Origin of the sequence: Kosakonia arachidis (genome assembly GCF_900116535.1) — a bacterium.
In the GTDB taxonomy this organism is placed as follows: domain Bacteria; phylum Pseudomonadota; class Gammaproteobacteria; order Enterobacterales; family Enterobacteriaceae; genus Kosakonia; species Kosakonia arachidis.
This window is the reverse complement of the sequence record NZ_FPAU01000002.1, coordinates 343,555-359,157: the sequence shown is the minus strand read 5'-3', so window position 1 is coordinate 359,157 and position 15,603 is coordinate 343,555. Positions and strand designations below refer to the sequence as shown.

The following is a 15,603-nucleotide window of genomic DNA, read 5'->3' as shown; positions in this document are numbered from 1 at the left end:
ACTGATTCAACTATTTTTTAGGGGCGCTTCAGCGCCCTTTTCTTTTGGGGAACCGTGACGATTGCAATAGTTATGGATATGGCACCGCGGTAGATCGGGTAAGGGGCCGCTGAATGTTTTCCATGATTCACAGACTGCGGTGCTCGTTACGCCTTCCTCTGCAACAGCAGTGCAATTTCAACAGCTCAGGGAAAACCCTTCGGCACTGGCGGTAACCCAACAGGTTGTCGGATAAGCCTGATACTTAGCCCTGCTCCCGCGGCGAGGCAGCACGCCATTGTCAGGACTGCGACGACAAACGCATGGGTGATATCCGTCGCGCTATGGCTGTCGCCTACAATGCTGTAAAAAATGCCGCCCATCACTGCGACACTGAGTGCGGTGCTGACTTGCAAAGCCGAGCTGGTGATGCCGGCAATCATGCCTGCAAATTCCGGTGCGACGCGGCCTGTTAGCATGCGCATCAGCATTGGCATCGCCAGGCCCTGGCCAAAACCGGTGATAAACAGCAGCGCGGCGAGTAGCGTCATTGCCGGATTCGTGCCCGTCGCTGTTGTGGCCACCAGCCATGCCAGTCCTGCTAACCCGACGGTTTCGCATCCCATCCCGATCGTGCTCAGGTAATTTCCGGCAAAACGCCGCAGGTACGGTGTGAGCAACGGCCCAATCAGAAAACCGGCACCAAAAGGCAGAAAAATCAGGCCAGCTGTTAGCGCATCGACATGCAGTGCGCTTTGCAGATAAACCGAAAACAATAAAAAGAATGCGGCGAGGGAATAGAACAACAGCGCGATCGCCAGTCCGCAACCCAGCCCCGGTGCACATAACGCGACAGGATCCAGCAGCGGTGAGCCACCATGACGGTTGAGGTATATTTCATAACGCCATAAAAGCGAGGCCAGCAGCGGAGCTGCAAGGAATAACAGCCACGTCCACCAGGGCCAGCCTGTCTCACGGCCTTCAATCAACGGAATAATCAGTGCGCTCAGCGTTGCTGTTGCCAGCAGCATGCCGCCGGGATCAAGTTTACGGGCATGTGGCGCCCGTGTCTCTTTCAGCAATGGAATACCAAAAACAATGACCAGAAGCGCCACTGGCAGATTAACAAGAAAAATGGCCCGCCATCCGAGGTTGAACGGATTCAATGTAATCAGGATACCGCCCAGCGCCTGTCCGATAACGGAAGCAAGGCCAAACACGGCGCCATATAACCCCAGCGCTAACGGCTTCTCTGTTTCAGGGAAGATGGCCTGCACGGATGCGAGGGCCTGCGGTGCCATGACGGCGGCCGAAGCGCCCTGGAGTGCGCGCCCGACAATCAACACCCACGGCGATCCGGCGATCCCGCACAATAGTGATGCAGCCGCAAAACCAATCAGCCCAAGGAAAAACATCCTGCCACGACCATACAGATCACCCAGCCGCCCACCGGTGATTAACGTGGTTGCATACACGGCGGCATACGATGAGATAACCAGTTGCTCCGCGGAAGACGAAGAGGCTAAATCGCTCTGGATTGACGGGAGCGCCACATTAACGATAAAAAAATCGAGCGGTGGCAGAAAGGCTCCCACCAGTAAAATTATGAACATTGCCCAGCGGCGAGGTTCAGCTTGCGTCATGTTATGTGCCGACATAGACCCTCCCGGAAACCCTGTGGTTCCCAATCAAGCAAAATAGGTATCAAATGAAACATGTGGGTTCAGGTGTGCGGGGTATCCCCGGATCTCTCCTACATGCAAACTGCCAGACCAAACGCCCGCGCAGCCTTTATTGAATTGCGGCGCGTTAGCGCATGCCGCCAGACGCTATAATGGCCTCGCCGGTCACCCAACCTGCGTCGTCTGATGCAAGGTAAGAGACTATCGGCGCGATATCCTGTACCTGACCAATACGACCAAGCGGCGTCTGCGCTTCGTTCCAGGTCTGGAAGCCTGAGCCTATCGCCCCGGTAGCATGCGTGCCTTCAGTTTCGATTAGGCCAGGGTTAACGGCGTTAACACTGATGCCGCACGGACCAGGCTCCCGCGCGAGTACGCCGGTAATGGCGTCAATCGCACCTTTGGAGCCGCTATAAATGGCGCTCTCTGGCATAAATACGCGTTTGACGAACGAACTGATGTTGATGATGCTCCCGCCTTTCTCCAAATGCGGCACGGCGGCGGCAGAGACCAGCGATGGGCCAGGCACATTGATGTCGAACTGCTTGCGGTACAGTGCTTCTGTGGTTTCTTCGATCCGAGCGAACTGATAAATCCCTGAGTTATTCACCACAATGTCCAGCTGCCCAAAATGTTCAATCGCCGAACTGACCAACGCCTCAACCTCGCGCTTGTCGGTAACGTCTGCCTCGATCGCCACGGCTTGTCCGCCAGCGGCTTCGATGTCCGCAACTACGCTGTCCGCACAGGTTTTATTGGTTGCGTAGTTGGCAATAACCTTCGCCCCCTCCGCCGCCAGTTGGTAGGCAATCCCGGCACCAATGCCTTTGGATGCACCTGTGATGATGGCAACTTTATTTTTTAATTTATTCATACTTTCCGATCCCGGATGAGGCCATAGCAGCCTGTTTAGTGAAGAGACGTTATGGTGATGCCTACATAATTGTTAGAGAACTGCCATTTATGTATATTTGATGTTCATTTTTGAACGGAGGCGGGTATGGAGTGGAGCGACGTACGGATATTTCTGGCGGTGATCCGCAAGGGGTCGTTCGGCGAGGCCGCCAGAAGCCTGGGCGTGAGCCATCCGACGGTGGGGCGACGGATCAAAGTGCTCGAGGATGAGGCACAGCAGCCGCTGTTTCGCCGCACGCGTGAGGGACTGGTGCTGACCGATGCCGGAGATGCTGTGCTGAACCTTGCGGAATCAATGGAAAATTCGGCACTGGCACTGGAAAGACGCCTGGCGGGTAACCACCAACGGCTCGAAGGTATTTTGCGGATCTCGTGTGCCGAGTGGTTTGCGGGCTATGTGCTGGCACCGGTGCTGGCTGAATTGACGCGCCGTCATCCGGCCGTGGTGCCGGAGATCATCGCCAGCTACCGCTTACTTAATTTATCCCGTCGTGATGCGGATGTGGCCTTTCGTCTTGTGCCTTTTACCGAACCGGACATTGTCCAGCGTCGCCTGATGAGCATTTCCTATGGTCTTTACGGTACGCCTGAAACCGCACAGACAATGCACAACGATCAGGCGTCTGTGGGGCTTATCCTGATGAACAGCGCCCAGTCACATTTTCCTGACGTCACGTGGTTGCTTGAAAGATTTCCCCACTCCAGGCGTGTGTTCACCAGCACAAGCCGGGCTGTTCAGGCGCAAATGTGCTTGCAGGGGATGGGAGTGGCCGTGCTACCACTCCCGCTGGGAGACGCCGTTTCTGGTCTGCAACGCATTCAGACTGAGGATAAACTGCCATCCCGAGAGATATGGGTCGGCTACCACGAGGATCTCCGGCATATGGACCGCTTGCGTGCAATGCTGGATATCGCCGATACGCTGCTTGCCGACCCGGCGACGAGAGCACCGTGCACCCGTGGATCATTTTACTGAACACGACACAGAGAAAACATGTTTCCTCTGGTTAGCCCGCGATGCTTTGTGGCACCGACAACGTCTCAAGGCATCACAGCTTTTCGCCATTGCTGGCGATCACCTCTTTGTACCAGTTAAAGCTCTTCTTGCGGGAGCGGGACATGTCACCCGTACCGTCGTCGTGCTTGTTTACATAGATAAAGCCGTAACGCTTGCTGTACTGGCCAGTGGTGAACGACACGCAGTCGATACAACCCCATGGTGTATAGCCCATCAGATCCACGCCATCGTAAGTGACCGCTTTTATCATCTCTTCAACGTGTGCGCGCAGATAATCGATGCGGTAGTCATCGTTGATGCTGCCATCGGCTTCGACTTTGTCGTGAGCGCCAAAGCCGTTTTCAACGATGAACAATGGTTTCTGGTAGCGTTCATACAGTTCGCACAGAGAGTAGCGCAGCCCGACGGGATCGATCTGCCAGCCCCAGTCGGAGGCTTTGACGTGCGGGTTTGGCACGCTGCCTTCGAAGCCGGAGATCGCATCGCCGCTGCCGCCTTCCGCTTTCACTGCGTTAGTCATGTAATAGCTGAAACCCAGGTAGTCGCAGGTGCCTTCACGCAGGATCTGTTCGTCACCCTGTTCCATTTTGATGGAGAAGCCGCGGCGCTCCCATTCGTTCAGCACATAGGACGGGTAGTAACCACGCAACTGGACGTCAGTAAAGACATAGCGCTCGCGCATTGATTCCTGCGCAAACATAACGTCTTCCGGCTTACAAGAAAAGGGATAGAGCGCAACCATCGCCAGCATGCAGCCGACTTTCATTTCGGGGTTGATGCGGCGGGCAGCTTTAACTGCCAGAGCGCTGGCGACGAACTGATGGTGTAGCACCTGGTACATGGTCTCTTCCGGTTTTTCATGATCGGTATAGACCACGCCGGAGCAGCAGTAACCGAACAGCGGTGCTCTCCAGTTACGCTGGTTGTTGATTTCATTGAAGGTCATCCAGTACTTGACCTTGCTCTTGTAGCGTTCGAAAACCACTTCCGCGAAACGTACGAAGAAATCGACCACTTTACGATTGGTCCAACCGCCATATTCCTGCACCAGGTGCAGCGGCATCTCAAAGTGGGAGAGGGTGATCACCGGTTCGATGTTATATTTCAGCAGTTCATCGAACATATTGTCGTAGAATTTAAGTCCCTCTTCGTTAGGCTGCTGCTCATCCCCTTTGGGAAAGATGCGGGTCCAGGCAATCGAGGTGCGAAAGCATTTAAAGCCCATCTCGGCGAACAGCTTGATGTCTTCTTTGTAGTGACCGTGAAAATCGATCGCTTCATGGTTCGGGTAATATTTCCCGGCCACCACTTCGGTGGTGATCTCGCGCGGTACACCGTGCGCGCCGCCGGTCAGCACGTCGCAAATGCTTGGGCCTTTGCCGCCTTTATTCCAGCCACCTTCAACCTGATGCGCGGCAACGGCACCGCCCCATAAAAAATCTTTTGGTAAAGTCAGTTTTTTCATCTTTGCTCTTCTCATCATATTGGCTATTAACGAGTCTAACAAAGGTGAATTAAATGTCACGATATAACAAATTGTTGGCTGGGTAATTTGTTACACCAGAAAAACGCCCTGTTTTTTTATGCCATTTTCTTCGCCAGTTTGCGCCCTAATGATTCCAGAATATAAATGACCGGGATTTGCGTTGTAATATCGTAGCCACCGGGAATACGCGTGGGAGGAATATGCCATGAGAGATTAAAATCCGCCAGTTTCGCCAGTCGCGACTGTTCATGGCTGGTAATGGAGAGCACTTTACAGTGATGCAGGCTGAACTGCCCGGCAAAGCGCAGGATTTCCTCAGTCTCACCAGAGACCGAAAGGACAATCGCCAGTGCATTTTTTGCCATATCATTGGTGACAGGGAAATAAGGGTCGTCGATATGGTTGCTAAATTTTCCGATATTGGAGAAAAAACGGGCGCCATATTTTGCCAGTGCGCCAGATGTGCCAGCGCCGACAAAGATAACTCGCTCTGAGGATAATATTATATCGACAGCTTTATTTAACAGTGAATCAAAATCATCGTTGTTTACGCTTTTAAAAAAACTAATAACTTCACTGGCACCAAAATTCGGCTGCGGTAATGCATTTTGCTCTAAATATAATTTGAAGCGGATGCGAAACTCAGAATAACCTTCGCAGTTGAGTTTGCGGCAAAAACGTAGCACCGTGGTAGTGGAGACGTCCGCCGCATTGGCCAGCTCGCGGATCGTCATATACATCACTTTGTCGCGGTTTTTGACCACATAGTGATAGACCATCATCTCCAGATTATTGAGGCTGGTGATGGCGGAGTGAGTAAACATCGTCACGGTGGTGTCCTTTGCTCTCTGTTAAGGTTCTCAGCTGGCGTGAAATTGCGTGACCACATGCTGCCATAACTCCGGCTGACTTGCCCTGAGTTTTGTCCCCGGCATAAGAATCTGATTTAGCGGCCCGCATATTGTCATTTCCGCTTCATACTTTCATCCTACATTCACGTTTCATGGGTGTATGTTCCTTGCGAGAAGTATGAACAGTTGTAACGCCAGCCCTCGGCTTAAATGCCGCGAATATTATTGATATGATTTTTTTTAGCGTACATGTGTGCACTGGAATCATTCTCAGTTACTCTATTGATGCAATGTTTTTGAGTTCTACTGGAGTTAGCTATGGTCAAGAAACCCTTAATCACACCGGGATACACACTGGCAGAAGAAATCGCCAACAGCATCAGCCACGGAATTGGGCTGGTGTTTGGTATCGTCGGGCTGGTGCTGCTGCTGGTACAGGCAGTCGATGCAAAGGCCAGTACAATGGCTATCACCAGTTACTCACTTTATGGCGGTAGCATGATTTTGCTGTTCCTTGCCTCTACGCTTTACCATGCCATTCCGTACCAGCGAGCCAAGGTGTGGCTGAAGAAATTTGACCACTGCGCTATTTATCTGCTGATTGCCGGAACGTATACACCGTTTCTGCTGGTTGGGCTGGACTCGCCGCTGGCGCATGGGCTGATGATTGTTATCTGGAGCCTCGCCCTGCTGGGGATCTTATTTAAACTCACCATTGCCCATCGTTTTAAAGTACTGTCGCTGGTGACCTATCTGACCATGGGCTGGCTGTCGCTCATTGTGATTTATCAGCTTGCTACGCGCCTGTCTGTTGGTGGCGTAACGCTACTGGCTGTGGGCGGCCTGGTCTATTCGCTCGGCGTGATTTTTTACGTCTGCAAACGTATTCCTTATAACCATGCAATCTGGCACGGCTTCGTGCTGGGCGGCAGTGTCTGCCACTTTCTGGCGATTTATTTGTACGTCGGACAGGTTTGAGTTAGAGCCGGTGGCGATTTCCGCCCCGGCTTAGCGCATTTACTCTTCCAGTGAATAAGGCAGTGGCTCGATGCTCAACGTATTCGCATCGTCGCGTACGCGGAAAACGCTGCCGGGTTCCATATCGTTGTTCATAACCACTTGAACCAAAAGGCGTCCGTCATCAAGCTGTACAGATGCCAGCACGGTACCAGTACGCCGCCAGTTGTCTCCCATCTTCAACTCAAGATCTTCTCCCGCTTCCGGCACCCGGCTGGCAGTCCCCGCCAGATACCACAATGCGCGCTTGTTGGCGCCGCGGAATTTTGCTCTTGCCACCATTTCCTGCCCGGTGTAACAGCCCTTTTTAAAGCTGATACCGCCCAGCGCCTGTAGGTTAGTAGCCTGTGGGATAAACTGCCCGCTGTTTGGCGCATCAATAACCGGCAAGCCCGCTTCGATATTCAGCGCCAGCCACTGCTGACTGTTATTAAGCTGCGCTTCGCCACGCAGTTTTTCGGTCACCTGTTGTGCTGTCGCGGCGCTGGTTACCAGCAGGAAACGCTCGGCAGGATACGCAAACCACAGCAGAGTGGTATCGCCCGCATGCACAACCTGTTTTTCACTGTCCGGAAGAGTGGTAAAGAGATTTGCCAGCGCCGCGCGCGCCTGAAAACCGGCTATGCCTAGTAGCACGTGTTCATCGTCTTGTTCAATGGTGACTTTAGAGAATACGGCGTACTTCTTAAGTTCACGAAGCTGCGCTTCACGCACGCTGCGGCGTAGGATCCAGGCAAAATCTTCCTGGAAGTGGAATAACCGCATATTGCTCCACATTTTCCCTTTAGAATCACAGTGTGCCGCCAGCAGGTGTTGTTCAGGCGCCATGGTTGTGACATCTGCGGTCACCTGACCTTGCAGATATTTTTCGCTATCTGCGCCGGTAATCGTTGCCAGCGCCCAGTCATCGAGCGTCATAAGCGTCAGCGGCAGACGTGATGATGCGGTCGGCTGGCGCGGAGGAAACGGAGTAAAAGGCATAATAATGTCCTGATTAGCTTAACGCTGTGTTGGTTCTTAATGGTAAAAGAGCCGTTGTTCAATGCAAGTAATAAAGCATGCGTTTTGTGCCATTGTGCATGTGTTGCGAAGCATTACGCAGCGTAATGATATTTTTGCAGTGGGTGCGATTAATTACGGAAGCGGCCTCGCGAAGCTAAATATTCCGCAAAAGGAGTATTAAAAACACGTTACAATGGGGCCATTATTATGATGCAGGGAGAAAATCATGGATATTAACAACAAAGCCCGTATCCACTGGGCATGCCGCCGTGGAATGCGTGAACTCGATATCTCAATCATGCCTTTTTTCGAACATGAGTACGACACGCTGAGCGATGCTGATAAACAGCTGTTTGTTCGTCTGTTGGAAAGTGACGATCCTGACTTATTCAACTGGTTAATGAATCATGGTAAGCCTCAGGACGCGGAGTTACAAAGAATGGTGCAATTAATCCAGACACGGAATCGGGATCGTGGTCCTGTGGCAATCTGAGTTACGCGTCTCCTGGCGCGCACAATGGATCTCGCTTTTGCTCCACGGTCTGGGCGCAGCACTCATTTTGCTGATGCCCTGGCCTTTGAGTTACACACCGCTGTGGCTGCTGTTGCTGTCGCTGGTGGTTTTTGATTGCGTGCGCAGCCAGCGGCGGATCAATGCCTGCCATGGGGAACTCAAACTGTTGATGGATTCTCGCCTGCGCTGGCAGGGTGTGGAATGGGATATCATTGGAGCGCCATGGATGTTACGCAGTGGAATGATGCTGCGCTTGCGCCGTGAAGAGGATGGGCGCCATCAACATTTATGGCTTGCGGCAGATAGTATGGATGCGCAGGAGTGGCGCGATCTGCGCCGGGTAATATCACAAAAACCGGCGCAGGGGCTACATTAACAGGGGATGTGGCTACGCTTTAAACCAGCCGTTCCGCCATCTCTGTCAGGATTTGCTCACACCAGGACTGAATGCGCGAATCGCTCAGGTCGTACTGATTGGTTTCGTCCAGCGCCAGGCCGACAAACAGTTGACCATCGGCAATCACCGGTTTGCTGCTGGTAAATTCGTAGCCTTCCGTCGGCCAGTAGCCGATAAACGTCACGCCTTTGGGTGCCAGTTTGTCATGCAGCATGCCAAGCGCATCAAGGAACCATTCGCCATAGCCGAGCTGGTCGCCCATGCCGTATAGCGCGATGATTTTGCCGTCAAGATTGAGGTTATCAAGCCGATCCCAGATGGTTTCCCAGTCTTCCTGCAATTCGCCAAAATCCCAGGTCGGAATGCCGAGGATAAGTGCATCGTATTGCTCCATCAGTGCGGGATTGTCATCTTTCAGATTGTGTAGCGTCACCAGTTCCGGTCCGATAATTTCGCGGATTTTCTCCGCTGCCATTTCGGTATAGCAAGTGCTGGAACCGTAAAACAGGCCAATATTCATAACGTAAACTTCTCAATTCCGGATATGTCCTTATGAGCAGTGTACCAGAATCGTACGGCTATCAGGCATAATGCAGCGATTGAGAAACGGAGGCGTTTCAATGGAACAGGATTTCGCACGTATCGAACAATTTCTTGATGCGCTCTGGCTGGAAAACAATCTGGCGGATAATACGCTCAGCGCCTACCGCCGCGATTTGCAAGGTGTGGCTGAGTGGTTGCATCATCGTGGAAGTAGTCTGGCGCAGGCGAGAATCGATGATTTACAGGCGCTGCTGGCCGAACGCGTGGATGGCGGCTACAAAGCTACCAGTTCAGCGCGTATGCTCAGCGCCGTGCGAAGACTCTTCCAGTACCTGTATCGGGAGAAAATCCGTAACGACGATCCCAGCGCGCAACTGGCCTCGCCGAAGCTGCCGCAGCGTCTGCCAAAAGATTTAACGGAAGCGCAGGTTGAGAGACTTTTACAGGCGCCAGTAGTTGACCAACCGCTGGAGTTACGCGATAAAGCCATGCTTGAGGTTTTATATGCCACTGGGCTTCGCGTCTCTGAACTGGTCGGGTTGACCATGAGTGATATCAGTCTGCGCCAGGGCGTGTTGCGGGTGATTGGTAAAGGCAATAAAGAACGGCTGGTGCCATTAGGTGAAAATGCGGTGTATTGGGTGGAAAACTACCTTGAACACGGGCGTCCGTGGTTGCTGAACGGCGTATCGATAGATGTTTTGTTCCCCAGTCAGCGCGCTCAGCAGATGACACGGCAGACTTTCTGGCACCGTATCAAACACTATGCCTTGCTGGCGGGGATTGACAGTGAAAAGCTTTCCCCTCACGTTTTGCGTCATGCTTTTGCCACGCATTTGCTTAATCACGGTGCGGATCTGCGCGTGGTGCAAATGCTGCTGGGGCATCAGGATCTTTCAACAACGCAAATTTATACGCATGTGGCCACCGAGCGGCTGCGTAAGCTTCATAAACAGCATCACCCGCGGGCGTGATTGCTGATAATTAAAGGATGTTTTATGAAAAATAATTTGATTATGTTCACCCTGCTGACAGCGGCTTTTTCTGGCGTTGCACATGCCGACGACGCCGCGATCAAGCAGTCGTTGACAAAATTGGGTGTACAGAGCTCTGAGATATTGCCCGCGCCCGTCGCCGGAATGAAAGCGGTATTGACCAACAGCGGTGTGCTATATGTGACCGAAGATGGCAAACATATTATCCAGGGGCCGATGTACGATGTCAGTGGCGCACAGCCGGTGAACGTCACCACGCAAATGTTGTTGCCGCACCTGAATGCGCTGGAAAAAGAGATGATTGTCTACAAAGCGCCGAAAGAAAAATACGTGATCACCGTGTTCACTGACATTACCTGCGGCTACTGCCAGAAACTGCATAGTGAGATGGCGGATTATAACGCGTTGGGCATTACCGTCCGCTACCTGGCGTTCCCACGTCAGGGCGTGCCGAGTGAAGTCGAAAACCAGATGAAAGCGGTCTGGTGTGCTAAAGATCGTAATAAAGCCTTTGATGATGCGATGGATGGCAAAGGCATCAAACCGGCCAGCTGCGATATTGATATTGCTAACCACTACGCCCTGGGCGTGCAGTTTGGCGTCAACGGAACACCGGCTATTGTGCTGAGCGATGGCTACCTTGTTCCGGGCTACCAGGCACCGGCTGAGATGAAAGCCTTTCTCGACAAACATCAGCAAGCCACCGGCGGTAAATAAAACGCGTGAAAGCTCAGATACAACTTCGCCGCCGTAAGGTGGATGATTCTGCAGAACTGGCGGAAGACTTACCGCCGTTACTGCGTCGGCTCTACGCCAGCCGCGGCGTGCGTAAGGCCAGCGAACTGGAGCGGAGCGTAAATGGCATGCTGCCCTGGCAGCAACTTACCGGCATTGATGAGGCGGTTTCGCACCTTTATCAGGCGCTGCGCGAAGGTTTGCGCATTATCGTGGTCGGTGATTTTGATGCCGATGGTGCAACCAGCACGGCGCTCAGCGTCCTGGCGCTGCGTGCGCTGGGTTGTGAAAATGTGAGTTACCTGGTGCCGAACCGTTTTGATGACGGTTACGGTCTCAGCCCGGAAGTGGTTGATCAGGCGCATGCGCGCGGCGCGCAGTTGATCCTGACAGTGGACAACGGTATTTCTTCGCATGCCGGGGTGGCGCGGGCGCACGAACTGGGAATTCCTGTGGTCGTGACCGATCACCACCTGCCAGGTGATACCCTGCCGGATGCGGAAGCTATTGTGAACCCCAACCTGCGTGACTGTGATTTCCCGTCGAAATCGCTGGCGGGCGTTGGTGTCGCTTTTTATCTGATGCTGGCACTACGCGCTTTTCTGCGCGACAACGGCTGGTTTGAATCGCGCGGTCTGGCAATGCCGAATCTTGCGGAACTGCTCGATCTCGTCGCGCTGGGAACAGTAGCAGACGTAGTGCCGCTTGATGCCAACAACCGTATTCTCACCTGGCAAGGACTGAGCAGGATCCGCGCCGGGCGCTGTCGTCCTGGTATTAAAGCGCTGCTTGAAATTGCCAACCGCGACGTACAGAAACTGGCGGCGAGCGACCTGGGTTTTGCACTGGGTCCACGCCTGAATGCAGCGGGCAGGCTGGATGATATGTCGGTGGGCGTCGCGCTGTTGTTATGCGATAACCTCGGCGAAGCGCGTCAGTTGGCTAACGATCTGGATGCGCTGAATCAGACGCGCAAAGAGATCGAACAAGGGATGCAGGCTGAAGCGCTAACCTTGTGCGAACAGTTTGAGCGAAGCCGCGATACATTGCCCGGCGGGCTGGCGATGTATCATCCCGAATGGCATCAGGGCGTGGTGGGGATTCTTGCCTCGCGTATCAAAGAGCGTTTTCATCGGCCAGTGATTGCCTTCGCGCCCGCTGGCGATGGCGTTCTGAAAGGTTCCGGGCGTTCGATTCAGGGGCTGCACATGCGTGATGCGCTGGAGCGACTGGATACGCTCTACCCTGGCATGATGCTTAAGTTTGGCGGTCATGCTATGGCGGCCGGTTTGACGCTCGAAGAGCAACGTTTCGAAGAGTTCCAACAGCGCTTCGGTGAGCTGGTGACTGAATGGCTGGATCCTGCATTGTTGCAGGGCGAAGTTGTTTCCGACGGCCCACTTACGCCGCAAGAAATGACGCTGGACGTTGCTGAAATGCTGCGTGAAGCCGGGCCGTGGGGGCAAATGTTCCCGGAGCCGCTGTTCGATGGCGAGTTTCGACTGTTGCAGCAGCGGCTGGTTGGCGAGCGTCACCTGAAGGTAATGCTTGAGCCGGTCGGTGGCGGTCCGCTGCTTGATGGCATTGCCTTTAATGTCGATACCACTTGTTGGCCGGACAACGGCGTGCGGCAGGTGAATATTGCTTATAAACTTGATGTCAACGAGTTCCGCGGGAATCGTAGCGTACAGCTTATCATCGAGAATCTCTGGCCACTTTAGCGCCAGTATTCGCTACAAAAAAGGGCGTGGATCCGGTAAACTCCCGCCCTTATCACCGCATTTTGACAAGTCCATTAAAAGAAATCAGACCATGTTTGAAATTAACCCGGTAAAAAATCGTATTCAGGACCTCACGGAGCGCTCCGACGTTCTTAGGGGGTATCTTTGACTATGACGCCAAGAAAGAGCGTCTGGAAGAAGTAAACGCCGAGCTGGAGCAGCCGGACGTCTGGAATGAGCCAGAGCGTGCACAGGCGCTGGGCAAAGAGCGTTCCTCACTTGAAGCTATCGTCGATACCCTCGATCAAATGTCTCAGGGGCTGGAAGATGTCTCTGGCCTGCTTGAACTGGCGGTAGAAGCTGACGACGAAGAAACCTTTAACGAAGCGGTCGTCGAGCTTGATGGGCTGGAAGAGAAGCTGGCGCAGCTTGAGTTCCGTCGCATGTTTTCCGGCGAGTATGACAGCGCCGATTGCTATCTGGATATCCAGGCGGGCTCCGGTGGTACCGAAGCGCAGGACTGGGCGAGCATGCTGATGCGCATGTATCTACGCTGGGCAGAAGCGCGCGGCTTCAAAACTGAAATTATCGAAGAGTCTGAAGGTGAAGTCGCGGGTATTAAATCTGTGACCATCAAGATCATCGGCGATTACGCCTACGGCTGGCTGCGTACCGAAACGGGTGTTCACCGCCTGGTGCGGAAGAGCCCGTTCGACTCAGGCGGTCGTCGTCATACCTCCTTTAGCTCCGCGTTTGTCTACCCGGAAGTGGAAGACGATATTGATATTGAGATTAACCCGGCGGATCTGCGTATTGACGTCTATCGTGCATCCGGCGCGGGCGGCCAGCACGTTAACCGTACGGAATCCGCGGTGCGTATTACCCATATTCCGACCGGGCTGGTAACGCAGTGCCAGAACGACCGATCTCAGCATAAAAACAAAGACCAGGCCATGAAGCAGATGAAAGCGAAGCTTTATGAACTGGAAATGCAAAAGAAAAATGCGGAGAAACAGGCGATGGAAGACACCAAGTCAGATATCGGCTGGGGAAGCCAGATCCGTTCTTATGTCCTGGATGATTCCCGCATCAAAGATCTGCGTACCGGGGTAGAAACCCGTAACACACAGGCAGTGCTGGACGGCAGCCTGGATCAATTCATCGAAGCAAGTTTGAAAGCAGGGTTATGAGGAACCAACATGTCTGAACAACAAGCACAGGGCGTTGACGCGGCAGTCGATCTTAACAATGAAATGAAAACCCGCCGTGAGAAGCTGGCGCAACTGCGCGAGCAGGGTGTGCCGTTCCCGAACGATTTCCGCCGTGACCAGACCGCTGACAAGCTGCACGCTGAATTTGATGACAAAGAGAACGAAGAACTGGAAGCGCTGAACATCGAAGTGGCCGTTGCAGGTCGCATGATGACCCGCCGTATTATGGGTAAGGCCTCATTCGTAACCTTGCAGGATATGGGTGGTCGTATTCAGTTGTACGTTGCTCGTGATGATCTTGCCGAGGGCGTGTATAACGAGCAGTTCAAAAAATGGGACCTCGGCGATATCCTTGGCGCGCGCGGCAAGCTGTTCAAAACCAAGACCGGCGAACTTTCCATTCACTGCACGGAACTGCGTTTACTGACCAAAGCCCTGCGCCCGCTGCCAGACAAATTCCACGGCTTGCAGGATCAGGAAGCACGCTATCGCCAGCGTTACCTGGATCTCATCTCTAATGATGAATCCCGCAATACCTTTAAAGTGCGTTCGCAGATCCTGGCTGGTATTCGCCAGTTCATGGTGGGCCGCGACTTTATGGAAGTTGAAACGCCGATGATGCATGTGATCCCGGGCGGCGCGTCCGCGCGTCCGTTTATCACCCATCATAACGCGCTGGATCTGGACATGTATTTGCGTATCGCGCCGGAGCTGTACCTTAAACGTCTGGTGGTTGGTGGCTTCGAGCGTGTGTTCGAAATTAACCGTAACTTCCGTAACGAAGGTATCTCCGTCCGCCATAACCCGGAGTTCACCATGATGGAACTCTATATGGCGTATGCGGATTATAAAGATCTGATCGAACTGATCGAGTCGTTGTTCCGTACGTTGGCACAGAACATCCTCGGTAAAACCGAAGTGCCTTATGGCGATGAAGTTTTCGACTTCGGCAAACCGTTCGAAAAACTGACAATGCGCGAAGCAATCAGGAAATATCGTCCGGAAACCAACATGGCGGATCTGGATAACTTCGACAGCGCGAAAGCGATTGCTGAAAGTATCGGTATCAAAGTTGAGAAGAGCTGGGGTCTGGGCCGTATCGTGACCGAAATCTTCGAAGAGGTGGCCGAAGCGCATCTGATTCAACCGACCTTCATTACTGAATACCCGGCGGAAGTTTCCCCGCTGGCGCGCCGTAACGACGTCAATCCGGAAATCACCGATCGCTTCGAGTTCTTCATTGGCGGTCGCGAAATTGGTAACGGCTTTAGCGAGCTGAATGACGCGGAAGATCAGGCGCAGCGTTTTGCTGACCAGGTTGCAGCGAAGGATGCGGGGGACGACGAAGCGATGTTCTTCGACGAAGACTACGTGACCGCGCTGGAACACGGTTTGCCGCCGACGGCGGGCTTGGGCATCGGTATTGACCGTATGGTAATGCTGTTTACCAACAGCCACACCATTCGCGATGTGATCCTGTTCCCGGCAATGCGTCCAGTAAAGTAATCACTCAGCGATAAACAAAGCCCCGGCGTAA

Annotated in this window: 15 protein-coding genes; 9 read left to right on the top strand and 6 right to left on the bottom strand. The window is 53.3% G+C overall.

Features of this window, described 5'->3' with window-relative positions:
* Positions 1 to 185: 185 nt before the first annotated feature.
* On the bottom strand, positions 186 to 1,637 hold the full coding sequence (locus BM427_RS09835) for an MFS transporter (protein WP_090121208.1): 1,452 nt from the start codon (positions 1,635 to 1,637) through the stop codon (positions 186 to 188).
* A gap of 151 nt (positions 1,638 to 1,788) precedes the next feature.
* On the bottom strand, positions 1,789 to 2,535 hold the full coding sequence (locus tag BM427_RS09830; protein ID WP_090121207.1) for a glucose 1-dehydrogenase: 747 nt from the start codon (positions 2,533 to 2,535) through the stop codon (positions 1,789 to 1,791).
* A gap of 126 nt (positions 2,536 to 2,661) precedes the next feature.
* Here BM427_RS09830 and BM427_RS09825 point away from each other — a divergent pair, with 126 nt between their 5' ends.
* Positions 2,662 to 3,552 carry a LysR family transcriptional regulator gene (locus BM427_RS09825; protein ID WP_090121206.1) on the top strand — a complete coding sequence of 297 codons (891 nt, stop codon included), beginning with the start codon at positions 2,662 to 2,664 and terminating at the stop codon, positions 3,550 to 3,552.
* A gap of 73 nt (positions 3,553 to 3,625) precedes the next feature.
* Here the strand turns inward: BM427_RS09825 and BM427_RS09820 are convergent, their stop codons facing one another.
* On the bottom strand, positions 3,626 to 5,059 hold the full coding sequence (locus BM427_RS09820) for a 6-phospho-beta-glucosidase (RefSeq protein WP_090121204.1): 1,434 nt from the start codon (positions 5,057 to 5,059) through the stop codon (positions 3,626 to 3,628).
* Positions 5,060 to 5,175: 116 nt separating this feature from the next.
* On the bottom strand, positions 5,176 to 5,904 hold the full coding sequence (locus tag BM427_RS09815) for a MurR/RpiR family transcriptional regulator (RefSeq protein WP_090121203.1): 729 nt from the start codon (positions 5,902 to 5,904) through the stop codon (positions 5,176 to 5,178).
* Between the two features lie 345 nt (positions 5,905 to 6,249).
* Between BM427_RS09815 and trhA the strand changes: the two genes are divergently transcribed.
* The gene (trhA, locus tag BM427_RS09810; protein WP_090121202.1) at positions 6,250 to 6,909 is read left to right on the top strand and encodes a PAQR family membrane homeostasis protein TrhA; all 660 of its coding nucleotides are present in this window, start codon (positions 6,250 to 6,252) and stop codon (positions 6,907 to 6,909) included.
* Positions 6,910 to 6,948: 39 nt separating this feature from the next.
* Here the strand turns inward: trhA and ygfZ are convergent, their stop codons facing one another.
* Positions 6,949 to 7,929, bottom strand: a complete 981-nt coding sequence (ygfZ, locus tag BM427_RS09805; RefSeq protein ID WP_090121200.1) for a tRNA-modifying protein YgfZ — start codon at positions 7,927 to 7,929, stop codon at positions 6,949 to 6,951.
* A gap of 247 nt (positions 7,930 to 8,176) precedes the next feature.
* On the opposite strand from ygfZ, the gene sdhE reads away from it, so the two are divergent.
* Both sdhE and BM427_RS09795 read left to right on the top strand, forming a co-directional pair.
* A complete protein-coding gene (gene sdhE, locus BM427_RS09800) occupies positions 8,177 to 8,443 on the top strand; it encodes an FAD assembly factor SdhE (protein ID WP_090121199.1) in 267 nt (88 codons plus the stop codon).
* Positions 8,424 to 8,840, top strand: coding sequence for a protein YgfX (locus BM427_RS09795; RefSeq protein WP_090121197.1), 417 nt, complete (start codon positions 8,424 to 8,426; stop codon positions 8,838 to 8,840). The genes sdhE and BM427_RS09795 overlap by 20 nt, the downstream gene beginning before the upstream one ends.
* A 19-nt stretch (positions 8,841 to 8,859) precedes the next feature.
* Here the strand turns inward: BM427_RS09795 and fldB are convergent, their stop codons facing one another.
* Complete coding sequence (gene fldB / locus BM427_RS09790; protein WP_090121196.1) at positions 8,860 to 9,381, bottom strand: flavodoxin FldB; 522 nt, start codon at positions 9,379 to 9,381, stop codon at positions 8,860 to 8,862.
* Between the two features lie 100 nt (positions 9,382 to 9,481).
* Between fldB and xerD the strand changes: the two genes are divergently transcribed.
* From xerD to lysS, 5 genes are all read left to right on the top strand, one after another.
* Complete coding sequence (gene xerD, locus BM427_RS09785; protein WP_090121194.1) at positions 9,482 to 10,378, top strand: site-specific tyrosine recombinase XerD; 897 nt, start codon at positions 9,482 to 9,484, stop codon at positions 10,376 to 10,378.
* A gap of 24 nt (positions 10,379 to 10,402) precedes the next feature.
* Entirely contained in the window at positions 10,403 to 11,116 is a 714-nt protein-coding gene (gene dsbC, locus BM427_RS09780; protein ID WP_090121193.1) for a bifunctional protein-disulfide isomerase/oxidoreductase DsbC, read from the top strand.
* Between the two features lie 5 nt (positions 11,117 to 11,121).
* Positions 11,122 to 12,855: a single-stranded-DNA-specific exonuclease RecJ gene (gene recJ / locus BM427_RS09775; protein ID WP_090121191.1), complete on the top strand. Its 1,734-nt coding sequence runs from the start codon at positions 11,122 to 11,124 to the stop codon at positions 12,853 to 12,855.
* 91 nt (positions 12,856 to 12,946) lie between these two features.
* A protein-coding gene (prfB, locus tag BM427_RS09770; RefSeq protein WP_139109723.1) for a peptide chain release factor 2 occupies positions 12,947 to 14,045 on the top strand; the annotation gives its coding sequence in 2 pieces (ribosomal slippage) (positions 12,947 to 13,021 and positions 13,023 to 14,045; 1,098 coding nt in all).
* A gap of 9 nt (positions 14,046 to 14,054) precedes the next feature.
* Positions 14,055 to 15,572: a lysine--tRNA ligase gene (gene lysS / locus BM427_RS09765; RefSeq protein WP_090121190.1), complete on the top strand. Its 1,518-nt coding sequence runs from the start codon at positions 14,055 to 14,057 to the stop codon at positions 15,570 to 15,572.
* The last annotated feature ends 31 nt before the right edge of the window (positions 15,573 to 15,603 follow it).

What these genes read in the sequence shown, in the direction of transcription:
- BM427_RS09825 (WP_090121206.1), top strand. Translation starts at nt 2,662, where the DNA reads ATGGAGTGGAGCGACGTACGGATATTTCTGGCGGTGATCCGCAAGGGG.
- lysS (WP_090121190.1), top strand. Translation starts at nt 14,055, where the DNA reads ATGTCTGAACAACAAGCACAGGGCGTTGACGCGGCAGTCGATCTTAAC.
- BM427_RS09830 (WP_090121207.1), bottom strand. Translation starts at nt 2,535, where the DNA reads ATGAATAAATTAAAAAATAAAGTTGCCATCATCACAGGTGCATCCAAA.
- BM427_RS09835 (WP_090121208.1), bottom strand. Translation starts at nt 1,637, where the DNA reads ATGTCGGCACATAACATGACGCAAGCTGAACCTCGCCGCTGGGCAATG.
- ygfZ (WP_090121200.1), bottom strand. Translation starts at nt 7,929, where the DNA reads ATGCCTTTTACTCCGTTTCCTCCGCGCCAGCCGACCGCATCATCACGT.
- BM427_RS09815 (WP_090121203.1), bottom strand. Translation starts at nt 5,904, where the DNA reads ATGTTTACTCACTCCGCCATCACCAGCCTCAATAATCTGGAGATGATG.
- fldB (WP_090121196.1), bottom strand. Translation starts at nt 9,381, where the DNA reads ATGAATATTGGCCTGTTTTACGGTTCCAGCACTTGCTATACCGAAATG.
- xerD (WP_090121194.1), top strand. Translation starts at nt 9,482, where the DNA reads ATGGAACAGGATTTCGCACGTATCGAACAATTTCTTGATGCGCTCTGG.
- BM427_RS09820 (WP_090121204.1), bottom strand. Translation starts at nt 5,059, where the DNA reads ATGAAAAAACTGACTTTACCAAAAGATTTTTTATGGGGCGGTGCCGTT.
- sdhE (WP_090121199.1), top strand. Translation starts at nt 8,177, where the DNA reads ATGGATATTAACAACAAAGCCCGTATCCACTGGGCATGCCGCCGTGGA.
- dsbC (WP_090121193.1), top strand. Translation starts at nt 10,403, where the DNA reads ATGAAAAATAATTTGATTATGTTCACCCTGCTGACAGCGGCTTTTTCT.
- trhA (WP_090121202.1), top strand. Translation starts at nt 6,250, where the DNA reads ATGGTCAAGAAACCCTTAATCACACCGGGATACACACTGGCAGAAGAA.